Annotated in this window: 15 protein-coding genes; 11 read left to right on the top strand and 4 right to left on the bottom strand. The window is 49.9% G+C overall.

Annotation, left to right across the window (positions count from 1 at the left end; translation table 11 throughout):
* Window positions 1-28 precede the first annotated feature (28 nt).
* Together clpB and Q0L39_RS03685 are read right to left on the bottom strand one after the other, a co-directional pair.
* Window positions 29-2,641: an ATP-dependent chaperone ClpB gene (clpB, locus tag Q0L39_RS03690; protein ID WP_296626988.1), complete on the bottom strand. Its 2,613-nt coding sequence runs from the start codon at window positions 2,639-2,641 to the stop codon at window positions 29-31.
* Between the two features lie 51 nt (window positions 2,642-2,692).
* Window positions 2,693-3,349 carry a CopG family transcriptional regulator gene (locus tag Q0L39_RS03685; protein WP_296626987.1) on the bottom strand — a complete coding sequence of 219 codons (657 nt, stop codon included), beginning with the start codon at window positions 3,347-3,349 and terminating at the stop codon, window positions 2,693-2,695.
* Between the two features lie 213 nt (window positions 3,350-3,562).
* Between Q0L39_RS03685 and Q0L39_RS03680 the strand changes: the two genes are divergently transcribed.
* The 3 genes from Q0L39_RS03680 (at window position 3,563) to Q0L39_RS03670 (ending at window position 7,929) form a co-directional block, all read left to right on the top strand.
* Window positions 3,563-5,332, top strand: coding sequence for a hypothetical protein (locus Q0L39_RS03680; RefSeq protein ID WP_296626986.1), 1,770 nt, complete (start codon window positions 3,563-3,565; stop codon window positions 5,330-5,332).
* A gap of 294 nt (window positions 5,333-5,626) precedes the next feature.
* Complete coding sequence (locus tag Q0L39_RS03675) at window positions 5,627-6,814, top strand: DUF819 family protein (protein ID WP_296626985.1); 1,188 nt, start codon at window positions 5,627-5,629, stop codon at window positions 6,812-6,814.
* A 131-nt stretch (window positions 6,815-6,945) separates the two neighbouring features.
* Entirely contained in the window at window positions 6,946-7,929 is a 984-nt protein-coding gene (locus tag Q0L39_RS03670; protein ID WP_296626984.1) for a membrane dipeptidase, read from the top strand.
* A 53-nt stretch (window positions 7,930-7,982) separates the two neighbouring features.
* Here the strand turns inward: Q0L39_RS03670 and Q0L39_RS03665 are convergent, their stop codons facing one another.
* Window positions 7,983-8,846, bottom strand: a complete 864-nt coding sequence (locus Q0L39_RS03665; RefSeq protein WP_296626983.1) for a pyridoxamine kinase — start codon at window positions 8,844-8,846, stop codon at window positions 7,983-7,985.
* Between the two features lie 318 nt (window positions 8,847-9,164).
* Here Q0L39_RS03665 and typA point away from each other — a divergent pair, with 318 nt between their 5' ends.
* The 8 genes from typA (at window position 9,165) to Q0L39_RS03625 (ending at window position 15,453) form a co-directional block, all read left to right on the top strand.
* Entirely contained in the window at window positions 9,165-10,988 is a 1,824-nt protein-coding gene (gene typA / locus Q0L39_RS03660) for a translational GTPase TypA (RefSeq protein WP_296626982.1), read from the top strand.
* Between the two features lie 73 nt (window positions 10,989-11,061).
* Window positions 11,062-11,619 carry a DUF3841 domain-containing protein gene (locus Q0L39_RS03655; RefSeq protein WP_296626981.1) on the top strand — a complete coding sequence of 186 codons (558 nt, stop codon included), beginning with the start codon at window positions 11,062-11,064 and terminating at the stop codon, window positions 11,617-11,619.
* The gene (locus tag Q0L39_RS03650) at window positions 11,595-12,176 is read left to right on the top strand and encodes a DUF3841 domain-containing protein (RefSeq protein ID WP_296626980.1); all 582 of its coding nucleotides are present in this window, start codon (window positions 11,595-11,597) and stop codon (window positions 12,174-12,176) included. Before Q0L39_RS03655 ends, Q0L39_RS03650 begins: the two co-directional genes overlap by 25 nt.
* A gap of 284 nt (window positions 12,177-12,460) precedes the next feature.
* Window positions 12,461-12,946: a GNAT family N-acetyltransferase gene (locus Q0L39_RS03645; protein ID WP_296626979.1), complete on the top strand. Its 486-nt coding sequence runs from the start codon at window positions 12,461-12,463 to the stop codon at window positions 12,944-12,946.
* A gap of 197 nt (window positions 12,947-13,143) precedes the next feature.
* Window positions 13,144-13,317, top strand: a complete 174-nt coding sequence (locus Q0L39_RS03640) for a hypothetical protein (RefSeq protein ID WP_296626978.1) — start codon at window positions 13,144-13,146, stop codon at window positions 13,315-13,317.
* 128 nt (window positions 13,318-13,445) lie between these two features.
* Complete coding sequence (locus Q0L39_RS03635; protein WP_296626977.1) at window positions 13,446-13,841, top strand: PH domain-containing protein; 396 nt, start codon at window positions 13,446-13,448, stop codon at window positions 13,839-13,841.
* Between the two features lie 138 nt (window positions 13,842-13,979).
* Window positions 13,980-14,588: a sigma-70 family RNA polymerase sigma factor gene (locus tag Q0L39_RS03630; protein ID WP_296626976.1), complete on the top strand. Its 609-nt coding sequence runs from the start codon at window positions 13,980-13,982 to the stop codon at window positions 14,586-14,588.
* A complete protein-coding gene (locus tag Q0L39_RS03625) occupies window positions 14,572-15,453 on the top strand; it encodes a hypothetical protein (RefSeq protein WP_296626975.1) in 882 nt (293 codons plus the stop codon). Before Q0L39_RS03630 ends, Q0L39_RS03625 begins: the two co-directional genes overlap by 17 nt.
* Window positions 15,454-15,494: 41 nt before the next feature.
* On the opposite strand, the gene Q0L39_RS03620 is transcribed toward Q0L39_RS03625, so the two are convergent.
* The gene (locus tag Q0L39_RS03620) at window positions 15,495-16,013 is read right to left on the bottom strand and encodes an FmdE family protein (RefSeq protein WP_296626974.1); all 519 of its coding nucleotides are present in this window, start codon (window positions 16,011-16,013) and stop codon (window positions 15,495-15,497) included.
* Window positions 16,014-16,016 lie beyond the last annotated feature (3 nt).

The following is a 16,016-nucleotide window of genomic DNA, read 5'->3' as shown; positions in this document are numbered from 1 at the left end:
GCACAGCCGGTTTTTTATCTTATCCAGTTTATCGAATGACCAGTTCGCCGTTTTCTGCGTCGATGGTAACTTTACACATCTCGTCGTTGTCATCCGACGCACCGATCTCACCGGCGATAATCTTGCGGCCCAGCATTGTTTCTACATGGCTTTGCAGGTACCGTTTGAGCGGTCTTGCGCCGTAGATCGGGTCGTAAGCATTGTCGATGATGACCTGTTTTGCAGCGTCGGTCATGACAAGTTCGATCTGTTTTGCTTCCAGACGTTTCTTCAGATCCTTCATCAGCAGGTCGATGATGCCGCCGATGTTCTCTCTGGTCAGTGGTTTATAGAATACAATCTCATCCAGACGGTTCAAGAATTCCGGACGGAAGCTGTTCTTCAGCAAAGCATTGACCTGTTCCTTTGCCTCGTCGCTGATCTGTCCGTCAGGAGTGATGCCATCGAGGATATAGGAGGAACCAAGGTTGGAGGTCAGGATGATGATGGTGTTCTTAAAGTCGACGGTACGTCCCTGAGAATCGGTGATTCGTCCATCGTCCAATACCTGAAGCAGGACGTTGAACACATCAGGGTGTGCTTTCTCCACCTCATCGAACAAAACAACCGAGTACGGTCTGCGGCGAACCGCTTCAGTCAGCTGACCGCCCTCTTCATAGCCGACATATCCTGGAGGCGCTCCGATCAGACGGGAGACGGAGTATTTCTCCATGTATTCACTCATATCAATACGGACCATGTTGTTTTCATCATCAAACAAGGTCTTGGCAAGGGTCTTTGCAAGCTGGGTCTTACCGACACCGGTAGGTCCCAGGAACAGGAAGGAACCGATTGGACGGTTCGGGTCGGAGATACCTGCCCTCGAACGCAGGATTGCTTCGCTGACAAGGCGGACTGCCTCATCCTGTCCGACGACGTTTTCGTGCAGGATGTCCTCCATGTGCAGCAGCTTCTCGCGCTCACCCTCCATGATCTTGGAAACAGGGATGCCGGTCCACTTGCCGACCACCTTGGCGATTTCTTCCTCGGTGACCTTATCTCTCAGCAGGCTGGACTGCTGCGCTTCTTCTGCCAGCTTTTCCTCTTTTTCCAGTTCTGCTTTGAGCTGCGGCAGCTTGCCATACTTGAGTTCGGCTGCTTTGTTGAGGTCGTATTCTCTTTCTGCACGTTCGATCTCTCCGCCGACCTGTTCGATTTCCTCACGCAGCTTCTGTACTTTGGTGATGGCGGTCTTTTCGTTGTCCCACTGCGCCTTCATCGAATTGAATTTCTCTCTGAGCTGCGCCAGTTCCTTGGTAACTGCTTCCAGACGTTCCTTGGACAGCTTATCCTCCTCTTTCTTGAGGGCAGCCTGTGCAATTTCCTGCTGGATGATCTTGCGGTTGAGCTCATCCAGCTCGGTCGGCATCGAATCCATCTCGGTACGGATCATCGCGCACGCTTCATCGACCAGGTCGATTGCCTTATCCGGCAGGAAACGGTCGGAGATATAACGGTCGGACAGGGTTGCCGCTGCAATCAGCGCAGCATCCTGAATCTTGACACCGTGATAAACCTCGTAACGTTCCTTCAGACCACGCAGGATCGAGATGGTATCCTCCACGGTCGGTTCTGCAACCAGTACCGGCTGGAAACGACGCTCCAGCGCAGCATCCTTTTCAATATATTTGCGGTACTCGTCCAGAGTGGTTGCACCGATACAGTGCAGCTCACCACGGGCCAGCATTGGTTTTAACAGGTTGCCGGCATCCATCGAGCCTTCGGTCTTGCCGGCGCCTACGATGGTGTGCAGCTCATCAATAAAGAGGATAATCTTGCCTTCGCTCTTTTTGATCTCGCCCAGAACCGCTTTGAGTCGTTCCTCAAACTCGCCGCGGAACTTTGCGCCTGCAATCAGCGCACCCATATCCAGCGAGAAGATGGTTTTATCCTTCAGGTTTGCCGGAACATCTCCGCGGACGATACGAAGCGCCAGACCTTCGGCGATAGCGGTCTTACCGACACCAGGTTCACCGATAAGCACAGGATTGTTCTTTGTCTTTCTGGACAGAATCATAATGACGTTTCGGATTTCAGAATCACGTCCGATGACCGGATCGAGCTTTTTGTTGCGGGCATCCTCCACCAGATCATGACCATATTTTTTGAGCACGTCATAGGTGCTTTCCGGCGAATCGCTGGTGACACGGGTGTTGCCGCGCACCTGCTGCAATACCTTCAGAAAGTCATTTTTCTTGAGGTCAAACAGCTTGAACAGCTCTTTGAGGTTCTTGTTTGGATTTTCCAGCAGCGCAATCATCAGGTGCTCAACCGAGACATACTCGTCCTTCATCGAATCAGCGATGCTCTCGGATTTTGCCAGGACTGCATCCACATCCTGCGCTACATAGATTTTGCCTGCTTCCCGTCCGGAGCCGGTGACACCAGGCATCTTGTCGATTTCCTGTTTCACTGCCTGTGCAAAGGCACGCGGGTCTATTTCCATCTTTTTCAGAAGCTGAGCAATCAGGCTGTCGTCGATGGTCAGCAATGCATACAGCAGGTGCTCCTGCTCGATCTGCATATTGTTGTTTTCCAAGGCGATATTATTTGCCTGTTGTACTGCTTCCAGCGATTTCTGGGTAAATTTCTGTGCATTCATGCTTGCTCACTACCTTCCATAACAATTAATCATCTATATCATTTTCCATTTTTAACAGATTATCGGGGCGTCCTTGAGATACTCCAGATAAATGCCCTCGATCTTTCGCTCCCACTGCTCTGCCGGAACGCCCAGGCAGGCTTTCAGTGCACGGTCAATCATCTGGATATAGGCTGCGATAGCACTGCCGATCTCATTGTTGCTGCATTCTTTTTTGAGCAGCGAAAAATTTCGGATCAGCCGTCCCTGGCCGATTTGATACTGCGGTACTACCTCAGGGAAGAACCGCCGGATGTACCTCTGTTCGATTTGGCAAAACTGGTAAAAGAAAGCGTCCAGCAGTTCGATCAGCGCCTCCGACTGGGTTCGGGTCATGATTTTGAGCTGCCCGATCTCATCGCCGCTGCCTCTGGAAAGTTCCACCGTATATTTGATGGTGGGATTATACTTTACCCGCAGCGGACTGCGGATGCTGAGCATATTGTCCGAACCGCGGCTCTGCACCTGAAACGGTTCAAAACCGTTGATGACCGAAACCAGCGAATCAAAAATATCCTTCCTTCTCTTTTCCGGCGTAATAAATGAAACATACTCAGCCAAAATCTGATTGATCAGATTGGAGCGGCTGCTGCCCATTGCATAGGCGGCCCGATCTACTGCCTCTACCACATCATCGCTGAGTACCAGACTGTATACGCTTTTTCCCATTGCTGATTCACACCTTCTCTCCCATGTTTGATATTATTGTAAATCAAGTTATGAAACTTGTCAAGCATATTATATAATATAATTATCAAATTTACATTTTATATACAAATGCTGCTTATATTTTTCTCTACATCCATCGAAATTCGGTTGCAGTAGGTCGGAAAGAAAATCCCACTTTTATAGTAGATAGCAAAATAGAAAAGGAGGATCTTTATGAAGCTGTTTTATCGCGCATCCTGTACAATGATCGCCGGTTTGCTGGCTGTCTGTACTGCTCTTCCTGCTTCTGCCGAAGCCGCTGCAAAAGTACCGGATATTGCCCCTGTCGACCCTGTCGAGGTGATCGCATTGGAACCGGTCGACACACCAACGCCGGATTTCATCACCTCTGATGGATGCAGAGCCATCAACGAATACTATGGCATCGGCCCGCAGCCTGTCAGTGACACCGACAGTCCAACACTCGGCTTGCCTGCTTTGGACGATATTTTATCCATCCGTCTGTTCGACCAGGGTAAGCTCTATCTGATCGACGACCCAACACAGATTGCCCGCATCTGGCAGGCGATGGAAGCTACCAAAGCAACCCCTATCACCAGCCGTACCGAGGTCACCGGCTATGATGCCGCCGACTATCCCAAGGCGTTCCAGTTGGAACTGGTGTCCCGTGGCAGCTCCGGTCACAACCAAGTGCAATCCTGGTGCACTATCTCTAACTCTGACCGCTTTTTGATCCGCATCAACAATCAAGCAGACTTGGCCTATGATGACCTGCCGTTTGCAACGGAACATCTGTCCACACTCATCGAGGTGCTGAAGGAGCTAAGCTCAAATCCGAGCGCACAGAGCAGTGTCCTTTCGCTGGTATCGGACCGCCCGCAAATCTGCCGCGTGGACGAAAAAGGACTTTTCTTCACCAGCACCGATGACCTCACAAATGCAGATGCAGACAAGCTGTATCTTGCCTATCATCAGGCCAATCCTTACCGCCGGCAGTATACCGGCGGCGGCAGCAAAGTCTTATATCGTCTCTCCGGCGATGGCGAACAGCTGTATCTCCAACCGGCAGAGATGGGCGCTAAAATCTATCTGGACCAGCAGGACTATCAGGACGACATCTTCTATTTCTACGGCATGGATGATGGCTTTCTGTCCCAGTTGGACAGTTCGCTCACCGACCTCCCTGCACATCCTCTGTGGTTTTACCCCATTCTCAGCGGACAACGATTTACCGTATTAGACAGCGCTCCTTCCGAGCTGTCCCAGCCGCCGGTCACTGTGGCTAACCTTGCCTCTACCGAGCTGCTCCGACCGCTGCTGACCTCTCTTTGCGTCCAGAAGGACAACATTCAAAAGGTGAACAAAAATTATTTCCTGAAAAATCCACTGACCTTTTACCTGCAAATTGCCGACAACAATTATACCGTCAGCATCAACGATTCCGCACTGCTGCTCCGCGGACAGACCGAAGGATATGGTTTGCTCTATCAGCTGGTCGACGGCAAAGAAACCAGAGCCGCCATCCAGGAGGCAGTCAAGTTGACACAAATCAAGCGCTATGCGGCAGCCTACACCCAGATGCTGCTGCAGCTGATCGAGGATGAACCAGGTTATTTCCGAAAAATCAAGGAAGTAACTATCCATTTCCAGAACACCGACCTGCCCGAACCTGCGCTTTCCTATCTTTGCAGCCTGATGGAAGACAACCTCTCCAAAAAAGGATACACCTTCTCGCTCTATGCAGGCAGCCTGCAGCAGCTTGAGGAAAGCGGAAAATGGACAAAACCGGAAGGTTCTGACATTGCATATTATCGGGATGGCGTGCTGATTCAAATTGACGACCACTGGCAGGACAACACCATCACTTACAGCATCGGTGCGCAGACCAATGGTCAGGATGCCGTTTATTATATGGAAAATACCGCCGAGTATCAAAAAGGAACCTGGGTGATCACTCCTTCCAAGCTGATTGCAATCAGCTGATCGTAGTTCTCTATCCAGAATCAGAAGGCGCTGCCTTCTGATTCTGGATTCTTTCTTGCTGGAAACCTGTCCAATGTTAGTATTGCTGTCATTTCTTGTGATGGAAATTGTTGTTATTGATAAAAAAACGTTACACTTTGCTCTGATTCTCCGCCGTTTTGTTATATTTTTGTCAAATTATTGTACTTTTGTCTCTGTTAAATTTGATAGAACTGCATACAAAGTGATCAAAATATGTTAAAATAGGTGTACCTGGTACGCGATACCTCAAAAACATCCAAGGGAGTGTATTTTATGGCATCTTTCATCAGCGCTGACAATACCTGGGTTTTGTGGGCGCTTCTGGTCGGCGACGCTGCGCTGGCGATCTGGCTGGAGCAGCGCTACAAATGGGCTTCCAAAATTACCGGCTGTGTTTTGGCAATGCTGGGAACGATGATTTTATCCAACGTTGGATTGATTCCTACCGTATCCCCTGTATATGATTCGGTATGGGACTATGTTGTTCCGCTGGCAATTCCCCTGCTTCTGTTCCAGTGCAATATCAAAAAAATCGGCAAGGAAAGCGGCAAGCTGCTCATCATTTTTCTGATCAGCTCGGTCGGCACCGTTCTTGGCGCATTGGTTGGATTTTTCATGCTCAACCGCTTTGTTCCCAACCTGAACAAAGTTGCCGCCATGTTTTCCGGCACCTACGTCGGCGGTTCGGTCAACTTTGCCGCCATGGCCGACACCTTCGCCGCTTCGGGAGAGCTGAGCTCTCAGGCCGTGGTTGCGGACAACCTGTTGATGGCGCTCTACTTCTTTGTGCTGATCGCCATGCCTGCCATGAACTTTTTCCGTAAGCATTACAGCCATCCTCTGGTGGACGAAGTGGAAGCTGGAATGAACAAAAGTTCTGAAAGCTACTGGAAGGCAAAACCGATTTCGCTGCAGAACATTGCCTTCTGCTTTGCGGCTTCCACCATCATTGTCGCTATCGCCACCACCATTGCAAACTTTTTTGCCAAGCTTTTCCCTGCAGAAGGCGCCAGCTTTGTGCTCAACCAGCTGCTCGGAAATAAATATCTGATCATGACCACCCTGACCATGATCTGTGCGACCGCTCTGCCTAAGGTATTTAACGATGCTCCTGGCGCCAACGAAATCGGAACCTTCCTGATTCACATTTTCTTTGCGGTGATCGGCGCTCCTGCTTCGATCATGAACATCATCACACAGGCTCCGCTGCTGCTGGTTTATGCGCTGATTATCGTTTCCTTCAATATGCTGGTCACATTGATCTTCGGAAAAATCTTTCATTTTAGTCTGGAGGAAGTCATCCTTGCTTCCAACGCCAACATCGGCGGACCTACTACTGCCGCTGCTATGGCGATCTCGAAAGGCTGGAACAAGCTGGTCGGTCCGGTTCTGCTGATTGGAACACTGGGCTATGTCCTGGGCAATTACTACGGCATCCTGGTCGGAACCCTTCTTTCCTAAAAAATACTGCACAGGAAACAGGACGAAAGAGAAAAAATTTTCTCTTTCGTCCTGTTGTTGCATTCCGGCTTGATTGGATGTATCTTTATAAAGGAGTGAATTCCACTCAAGTTACGAAGGAGGATTATCCCATGCTTTTTGATGGACATGGCGACGTCTGGACCGACGTCACCTGCAAACGTGTAGACAACCACGAAACCGATATTTTCCGCAAATATCATCTTAAAAAATTTCAGGCAGGCAAGGTAACCGGCGGTATCTTTGTCATCTGGATTGACCCGCCGTACGACAAAGACCCTGCTGCCCGCTCCAAACAGATTGTCGAGAGCATCAAGGCGGAGATGGTGGATTCTGCCGACCTTTTAAACTTTGTCACCAAATATGATGACTTTGAAAAGGGCACCAAGGCAGGCAAAATCAACGTTGTCACCGGTATCGAAGGACTCAGCCAGATCGGTGAGGACATCGACATGATCGACTATTTCTACAACGAAGTCGGCGCACGCCACGCAATGCTGACCTGGAACGAACTGAATGCGCTGGCTACCGGCTGTCCGCAGGACCCAACCCGCGGTTTGACCGAAGCCGGAAAGCTGGCAGTCAAACGGATGGAAAAACTGGGAATGGTGCTGGATGTTTCCCATCTCAACGACAAATCCTTCTGGGATTTGATGAGCATTGCGACCACTCCGGTCATCGCTTCCCACTCCAACTCCCGCACCGTTTGTCCGGCAAAACGCAACCTGACCGACGAAATGCTCAAGGAAATTGCAAAGACCGGCGGTTTGGTCGGCATGAACAGCCTGCGCGAATTTGTCAGTGAAAAACGTGAGGAACAGAATGTCCAGAAACTCTGCGACCACCTCGATTACATCGCCAACCTCATCGGCATCGACCATATCGGTCTGGGCTACGATTTTGACGATTATCTGGGAGGCGAGGCGCTCGGCTCGTTCAGCTCCAATCTGGATTCTCCAAGTGCGGACGGTGTATCCAACGAAGCAGAAGCATACAATCTGATTCTGGAAATGAAAAAGCGCGGATACAGCCAGGAGGATTGTGACAAAGTCGCCTACAAAAACTTCTACCGTGTATTTAAGCAGGTTCTCAAATAACCGCATAAAAAAAGAGGAAAATGCCCGAAGGCATTTTCCTCTTTTTTTATGCGTTATAGCAGCGAAAAATCTTTGACGTTCTGACGGTCGATGAGCGCTGCCAGTTCCTTTTCCAGCATGACACCATAGCGGGTATCGGACGAATAGCTGAAGGTGGTTTTGATGCACCGTTCCACAAAGTATGCTGCCCTGCCCATCGCCATCGGCAAACTGTCACCCGTCAGAAATCCACCGGTCAGCACACTGGCAAACAGGTCGCCCGTTCCTGGATAGGACACCGGCACATAGTCGCAGTCCACCGACCAGAAGGAATTATTTTTCCGGTCATAGCCAATATTTGAAATCTTTCCCGAAGCCATCGGCACGCCGGTCACAACGACGTCGTTTGGTCCAAGCTCGCTCAGCCGCGCCAGCAGACTTCTTGCCTCTGAGCGGGACAAACCTTGGGTAAGATAGGGGATTTTCAGCAGCATACAGGCTTCGGTGAGGTTCGGCGTGATGACATCCGCCACCTTTACCAGCTCCTGCAATCGGCTACGCATCTGAGGCGTAATGGTACGATAGGGTCTTCCATGATCTCCCATCACCGGATCGACCACTGCCAACGCATCAGGATAAGCAGAAAAGATTTTCAGGCAGTGGTCAATCTGCTCCTGGGAGCTTAAAAAGCCGCTGTACACACACTCAAACTCCAATCCCAGATGCAGATAATGCTCCAGACATGGCAGCGTAAAATCGGACAGATCGCGGCGCTGCACCTCTCCCAAGCCACCCGTGTGGGTGGAAAAAACCGCGGTAGGAATCGGGCAGACCTGCACTCCCATCACCGACAGAGTGGGCAGAATCACCGTCAGAGAACACCGTCCAAATCCAGACAGATCATGGATGGCGGCGACACGTTTCGGACGATCCGGCATAAATAAAACCCCCAGACAAAATCAGAATAAAATTATTATATCACCTGCATCTGCCGATGCAAGTACCGACAAACAATTAGATATAACGCTGCAAATATGAAATTGAATTTTACAATCTCAACAAAAACGATTTCTGGAAAAGCATCCTGTTTATGCAATACAAGGGAAATTCAAAAAACGCTGGAAAGTGCGTTATTTTCGCGATATAATGAGAAAAGAAAATTATTTTGTGACTTTATTTTTTCACACATAGCAAGAACATCAATGCCGGATCTGACTGCACGTCATATCCGGTGTTTTTCAGAAGGAGAGTTTGACGTGATCAGAAACGATTTAAGAAACATCGCCATCATCGCGCACGTTGACCATGGTAAGACCACCCTGGTCGACCAGATGCTCAAACAGAGCGGCACCTTCCGTGACAACCAGTCCGTTCAGGATCGTGTCATGGACAACGGTGACCTCGAGCGCGAAAGAGGCATCACGATCCTTGCCAAAAATACTGCCATCAACTACAAAGGCACCAAAATCAACATCATCGACACCCCTGGACACGCAGACTTCGGCGGCGAGGTAGAGCGTATCCTCAAGATGGTAGACGGCGTTATCCTGCTGGTCGATTCCTTCGAGGGACCAATGCCACAGACCCGCTTTGTTCTGTCCAAGGCTCTGGCTCTGGGCCACAAGGTCATCATCGTTGTCAACAAGACCGACCGTCCTGATGCAAGAAACGAGGAAGTAACCGAAGAAGTTTACGACCTGCTGTTTGATCTGGATGCAAACGAGGAACAGCTGGAAAGCAAGATCCTCTACTGCTCCGGTAAAGAAGGAACCGCTTCCCGTGAACCAGGCGTAAAGGGCGAAAACCTGGACATCCTGTTCGACACCATCCTGGAAGAAATTCCTGCACCGGAAGGCGATCCAGAAGGTCCTGCACAGATGCTGATCTCCTCCATCGACTACAACGATTTCGTCGGCAGAATCGGTATCGGCCGTATCACCCGCGGTACTCTGCATGTTAACGATCCGGTCATTGTCTGCGACTTCCATAATCCAGACGTTTCCTACCGTTCCAAGATCGTCACCCTGTACCAGATCGAAGGTCTGCAGCGTGTTCCTGCTCAGGAAGCAACCGTCGGCGACATCGTCTGCATCTCCGGTATTGAAAAGCTGACCATCGGTGAGACCATCTGTTCTCCCGACACTCCAGAACCTCTGGAATTTGTCAAGATCTCCGCTCCTACCGTTGAGATGACCTTCTCGGTCAACAACAGCCCATTCGCAGGCAAGGAAGGCAAATTCCTGACCTCCCGTCACCTGCGCGACCGTCTGTTCAAAGAGACCCTCAAGGACGTATCTCTGCACGTCTACGAAACCGACTCCACCGAATCGTTCCGTGTTGCCGGCCGTGGTGAGATGCATCTGTCCATCCTGATCGAAACCATGCGCCGTGAAGGCTATGAGTTCCAGGTCAGCACCCCACAGGTTCTGTTCCAGCAGGAAGGCGGCAAAACCCTCGAACCAATGGAGCAGCTGGTTGTCGATGTTCCTGATTTTGCTACCGGCTCGGTTATGGAAAAAATGGGTATCCGCAAAGGTACACTGGTTTCGATGAACCCATTCAACGGCAGAACCAAGCTGGAATTCATCGTTCCTGCCAGAGGTCTGTTCGGCTACCGCAACGAATTTTTGACCGACACCAAAGGTGAAGGTATCATGAGCTCGGTCTTCTACGGCTACGAGCCATATAAGGGAGATATTCCAAAGCGTGCAACCGGTTCTCTGATTGCTTTTGAAACCGGCACAGCTGTTACCTACGGTCTGTACAACGCTCAGGAACGCGGCACTCTGTTTATCGGCGCCGGCGTTGAAGTATATGAGGGTATGATCGTTGGTCAGTCTCCAAAGGACGAGGACATCGTTGTCAACGTCTGCAAAAAGAAACACATGACCAACACCCGTGCATCGGGCAGCGACGACGCACTGCGTCTGATCCCGCCGAAGGTCATGAGCCTGGAACAGGCAATCGAGTTTATCACTGACGATGAACTGATCGAAGTTACACCAAAGAGCATCCGTATGAGAAAACGTATTCTGGATAAATCCGAGCGTATGAAAGCTTGGAGCAAAAACAGAGGTTAATACTCGTCCGAGGTGTGATAAAACCCCCTCCTCGAAATCGAGGAGGGGGTTTGTGTATACTGGAGGTTTTGATATGGAGAAAATCACTGTCTGGACCAAACAGCACCGTGCTGTGCTGGAAACCTTGGAACGGGAAGGTCGGTACGTCGCCAAACGGCAGTTTGTGCGGTACGAAAATGAGGATTGTGCAGACCTGGTGCTGGAAGTTTATGACTGGCTGGTCAAAAACGGTCCCGACGCCTCCCACAAGCCTGCTGATGCCGATTATCCTGTGTGGGTATCCTTCTCCCGCGAGGGCACCTATCTGCCGCAGGAACAAAGTGTGATGCTGGAATTAAGTCTGGACCCTGCCATCATCACTCCCATCCATGTGGCAAAGTGGGGCATTATCCTCAATTATTCCTATATTCCCAAGGATGCTAAAGATGCCAAACGACATCAGGAACTGCTGAAAAGCTACAACATCAGCGACACGCAGGCGTATATGTCCCAGTTCTATCCACAGATCAAGCGGGAAATCATCGACAGCTGGTCCCGTCTGTTTGACGACAGCATCCACATCAACAGCGACCAGAAATACGGAACCATATGGGAGATCAGAAAAGAATGGATCACCGACATCATCAAATAACCCTCTATTCCCCACAAAGCGACGCTGTCATTGAAGCCATCAAACGAGACGGCGTCTGTTTCTCCAAGCCGGAATACATCAAAGCAAAATACGGAGAAAGCGCTCCCCTCTTCCTGACCGCTTATCAGTGGTTCTCGGAGAAGGCTACCGCGCTTGTTCCCAAACCTCAAGGAGCGCAGTTTCCCTATTGGGCGGTCGCTGACCGCGCCGCCGTCGATGCTACCGGCGGCGGAACGGTGCTGACTCTCTGCGTGCCAGCGGAGCAGGTCATCTGTTTTGATCTGTACGACTGGAACAAGATTTTGCAGCTGCGCTATTTGACCGACAACCCAAAGGAAGAAAAGGCGTTTACAGCGGATCTTGCCATGCGAGGGCTGGACTGCTACAAGGTAATGATGAGCAGCTTTTATCCTGAAGAAAAGCAAAAAATCCTGCAAAGCTGGGAACGCTTGTTTGTACACCACAACGCCATCCTCCAAGGTAACACCACCGGTGTCGGTCTGGTGCAGGCTGGACTGTGGTGCATCCGTCGGGAATGGATCGTCGCAGGAATTTAAAAGAAAAGTAAAAACACCTGTCGAAATCGACAGGTGTTTTTCTTCTGAGGTGTGTTTTTTGAGGAGGGTAGAGCAAATACTCAACGAACGATGCGGCTTCGTTCCTCTTGCTGAGTACATCTTTATTATACACGTCATCCGAATTTGTTTGTTAAGGCGCTGTGAATTAGCTTTAAAAAAACATTGCTGAAAATGTTAAAATGACATTTTTACTAAATTCAAGCGACTTTATCGGCAAAACATGGTAAAATAACGTTAAAAAATCACTCAAAGGAGGATTTTCCATGCAGTTCAAACGATATGAACCACAAAATCTGACCCAGATGCTCCGGTTGTTCTGTGATACTGTCCACTATGTCAATGCTGCCGACTATTCCCCTGAACAGCAGGAAGCCTGGGCGCCTTATTCGGTAATCGACGACCCTGAAACACGGGAGCGCTGGAACCGGACCCTCTTGGCCCATTTGAGTCTGGTGGCGTGGGAACAGAACTCCATCGCCGGTTTTGCAGACATCGACCTTGCCGAAGGATACCTTGACCGGATGTATGTCAGCAAGGATTTCCAGCGGCAAAGAGTGGCCACTGCGCTGCTGTCCCAGCTCGAACAGGCTGCCAAAGACGCCGGATGCAAAAAAATCACCTCGGACGTTTCGATTACCGCCCGCCCATTCTTTGAAAAGAACGGCTTTCGGGTGATCCGCCGTCAGGAGGTTGTCCGCCGAGGCATTACTCTGGTCAACTTCAAGATGGAAAAAGAACTCTCTGTTTAATTCTTCTTGCTTCCCTGTACCCTTTTTCCAGCGCTGGTGATCTCCTTTATTAGCACCATTTTCATGCAGCGGACGCTGCCTCTTTTTCGGCTGGGCTTTTTCCAACTTTTTTGCATTGTCATCCCCTTTGTGGGCTGTTATAATAAGTTTACAAATTCGATATTTGTAAAACAAAAGTGCAGAAAGGAAGGCAAATGATGATGCAGCCAAACAACAAAAACACAGAGGAAAAACCGGTCAAAGAACTTTTGCAGGAGCAGTCCAAGGAGCTCAAGGACTACATCGACCTCAAACACAGGGAGATGGAGGAGCTGATCGCAGAGAGCGAAGGCCGTTTATCTGAACAGCTTCGCGAAAAGGGAGAAAAGTAAGCTACTTATCCTTCGTTTGTTGATTTGCAAAACGGTGAATCTTCTTTTAACATCCGTTCAAAATTCTTGCTTTTTTTCGGACATGTGCTACAATAGTCTTACTAAAAAGCAAGAGAGGAGTTGATCTGATGGGCAAAAAAGATTCTGTTCATCTGTTATGGTCCGACCGTTCAAGAATTCTGGGACTGCCGATCACCTTTACCAAATATGGAATCTCCGAGGACCGTATTTTCTGCGAAAAGGGTCTGCTCAATATGAAGTTTGAAGAAATTCTGCTCTATCGTGTGCGGGACATCAGCATGAAAATCACCCTTGGACAGCGTATCTTCGGCGTCGGCAGCATTCTGCTGCAAAGTTCCGATAAGACGGCTCCCGTTTTGGAAATCAAAAATATCAAAAACCCTCGTGAGGTCAAGGAAATGATCCACGAGCAGGTGGAAGAAGTAAAAGTTCAGCGGAGAATGCGCTTTGGTGAAGTGCTGGAAGATCCCGCCGACGATGAAGCATATCAGAGCTTTGAATAAATCAATCTACGCCCCGAAAAAATTCGGGGCGTTCTTTTTTGTTACCCTCTGCAATTTGAGGTCATATTTTAACAGAAAGGAGGACAGCAGGGGTGGTTCTTCCCTCAAAATAATCAACTGCCACTCCGAACAAAGATCATGAACAATGCAGACAACTTCTTTCAATCGCTCTGTGAACAATATTATGCCGATCTGGGAAACTTTCTGCTGGCGCTGACTAAGGATCGGGAACTGGCGCAGGACCTGCTGCAGGAAACCTTTATCGTCGCCTGGAACAAGCGTGAGCTGTTGCTCACCCATCCAAACCCTGCCGGATTTTTGTTTCAAACGGCGCGGCTTTGCTTAAAACATGCCCGACAAAAACAGAAAAAGCAGCAAAGCCGCGTCCTCTATCTGGATCGGGAGCAGCTGGCGCAGCAAAAACAGGAGCAGCACGGGAACGATCCCTGGGAGGAACTCTGTTTACAGCAGGATGCTGCCATCGACGAAACAAAATGGATCACAGCCGCTTTACAGCAGCTTTCGGACGAAGAATATCTGCTGTACCGGCAGCATTATCTCGAGAAAAAAACCTTTGTACAGCTGGCGCAGGAACACCAGCGATCGGTGGTTTGTTTGCGGATGAGAGCTCTGCGCATCCGCAAAAAGGTTCAGAAAGCCGTTCGACAGCTGGCTTTGGAGGAATTTTCCGACCAAAGCCGCATCCAATCATCCAAAGGAGGAATCCAACATGAAAAAACATGCTGACAAATGGGAACGACAGCTGGACAAGGCAGCCCACGCCGGAGATGTTGCCCAAATCCAACACCTCCTTGCAGATGAAGCAGCGCCGACGCTTGATAACCTTACAAAATTTGATCCCTCCGAAGCAGCGGACTTCATCCAGCAGTCCATTCAGGCTGCACAGAACACCGCCGGCTTGCCATCCATCCCCAAACACAGGAAGAAGATTTCCATTGCAATCTGTATCGCGGCTGCCTGTCTGCTGGCAACCGCAGGCACCTACGCTGCCGGAAGATTCAGCCACCGAATCTTTGAAGAGGATGGCGTTGTACAGTATGAGATCGTCCGCTCCGACCTGACAGAGAAACAAAAACAACTGCTGGAAGAAGCTCTCGCCAATCCACCTAGCGGCGGAAGAATCATCTCCACCTCCTACGAGGAGATGGCATCCGATGCACAAGAAGTGGAAGAGGCAACCGGTATTACGCCGCTCGTTCCTTCCTATCTTCCTGATGACTTTTCTGAACCGCTCTACCAGATCATCCGTTGGACAGTCCGTACCGACGCTGATGTTGAGCTTACCGAAAATGATTCCCCTGACCCACAGGCTCAGACCATGTTTTATGGAGCACAAGGGCGAAGCATCCGAATAAAACAGGAAATTCTCGGCGAAGAAGTCTGTTCGCTCATATCTTGCCGTAAATCTAACGTTATCGATTCAGGTGTCTTTACTTCCAAGAGCGGACATCAGTATCTCTACTATCAATACAGATATCCTCTTTCCTACTCTGTAACCTACATTTCCATCGAGGACGACAGATACACCACCTTTGACTTTAACGAGCTTACCCAGCAGGAAATCGAGGATGTGCTCAACTCGATCGAATAAAGTCCATCAAAAAAGTCCGCCGGTCGGCGGACTTTTTTATTTTAAAAATCGTGGAAGGTGGTGCAGCAGTCCAGACACAGGATCTGCCCATTCTCCAGCCGTGCCAACGGCTCCGGAATGGTTTCGCCGCATTTGGCACAGGTGACATCGCGGAAAATATGGGCTTCTTCAGGCAGCGGCAGAGTTGCCTCCTTGTAAGCAAACAGCTCGTCCGCCGGACCGGTCAAGATATACTGCATGGTTTCTTCTCTTCCCTGTGAACCCTTGCATCCCAGAAAAACAAACCGAACCGATTTGCCGCTCTTTCTGCAATAAAAGGAAAAAGCATCCTTTCCGGTCATATGGAAAATCAGGTTTCCTTTTCCGGCGGTACAGCCGGTCACCACCTGGATGCCGTCCACACCGCAGGCTCTGTTCTCGCTGATGCAGACCAGTTCTTCATCCTGTGCTCCATCGGACAGCCCCAGATATTCCATCGCCAGCACTGCTGCTCGGTAGCCGATGGCAAGTCCAGGACATTTGTGTCCATGAAACTGTGCACATTCTTCCCATGTTCTCATCTA

Source organism: uncultured Negativibacillus sp. (genome assembly GCF_944388365.1).
GTDB lineage: Bacteria > Bacillota > Clostridia > Oscillospirales > Ruminococcaceae > Negativibacillus.
Note: the sequence above shows the minus strand (reverse complement) of the source record. Positions and strands in the feature narration are given on the sequence as shown.

What these genes read in the sequence shown, in the direction of transcription:
- clpB (WP_296626988.1), bottom strand. Translation starts at nt 2,641, where the DNA reads ATGAATGCACAGAAATTTACCCAGAAATCGCTGGAAGCAGTACAACAG.
- Q0L39_RS03685 (WP_296626987.1), bottom strand. Translation starts at nt 3,349, where the DNA reads ATGGGAAAAAGCGTATACAGTCTGGTACTCAGCGATGATGTGGTAGAG.
- Q0L39_RS03680 (WP_296626986.1), top strand. Translation starts at nt 3,563, where the DNA reads ATGAAGCTGTTTTATCGCGCATCCTGTACAATGATCGCCGGTTTGCTG.
- Q0L39_RS03675 (WP_296626985.1), top strand. Translation starts at nt 5,627, where the DNA reads ATGGCATCTTTCATCAGCGCTGACAATACCTGGGTTTTGTGGGCGCTT.
- Q0L39_RS03670 (WP_296626984.1), top strand. Translation starts at nt 6,946, where the DNA reads ATGCTTTTTGATGGACATGGCGACGTCTGGACCGACGTCACCTGCAAA.
- Q0L39_RS03665 (WP_296626983.1), bottom strand. Translation starts at nt 8,846, where the DNA reads ATGCCGGATCGTCCGAAACGTGTCGCCGCCATCCATGATCTGTCTGGA.
- Q0L39_RS03655 (WP_296626981.1), top strand. Translation starts at nt 11,062, where the DNA reads ATGGAGAAAATCACTGTCTGGACCAAACAGCACCGTGCTGTGCTGGAA.
- Q0L39_RS03650 (WP_296626980.1), top strand. Translation starts at nt 11,595, where the DNA reads ATGGATCACCGACATCATCAAATAACCCTCTATTCCCCACAAAGCGAC.
- Q0L39_RS03645 (WP_296626979.1), top strand. Translation starts at nt 12,461, where the DNA reads ATGCAGTTCAAACGATATGAACCACAAAATCTGACCCAGATGCTCCGG.
- Q0L39_RS03640 (WP_296626978.1), top strand. Translation starts at nt 13,144, where the DNA reads ATGATGCAGCCAAACAACAAAAACACAGAGGAAAAACCGGTCAAAGAA.
- Q0L39_RS03635 (WP_296626977.1), top strand. Translation starts at nt 13,446, where the DNA reads ATGGGCAAAAAAGATTCTGTTCATCTGTTATGGTCCGACCGTTCAAGA.
- Q0L39_RS03630 (WP_296626976.1), top strand. Translation starts at nt 13,980, where the DNA reads ATGAACAATGCAGACAACTTCTTTCAATCGCTCTGTGAACAATATTAT.
- Q0L39_RS03625 (WP_296626975.1), top strand. Translation starts at nt 14,572, where the DNA reads ATGAAAAAACATGCTGACAAATGGGAACGACAGCTGGACAAGGCAGCC.
- Q0L39_RS03620 (WP_296626974.1), bottom strand. Translation starts at nt 16,013, where the DNA reads ATGAGAACATGGGAAGAATGTGCACAGTTTCATGGACACAAATGTCCT.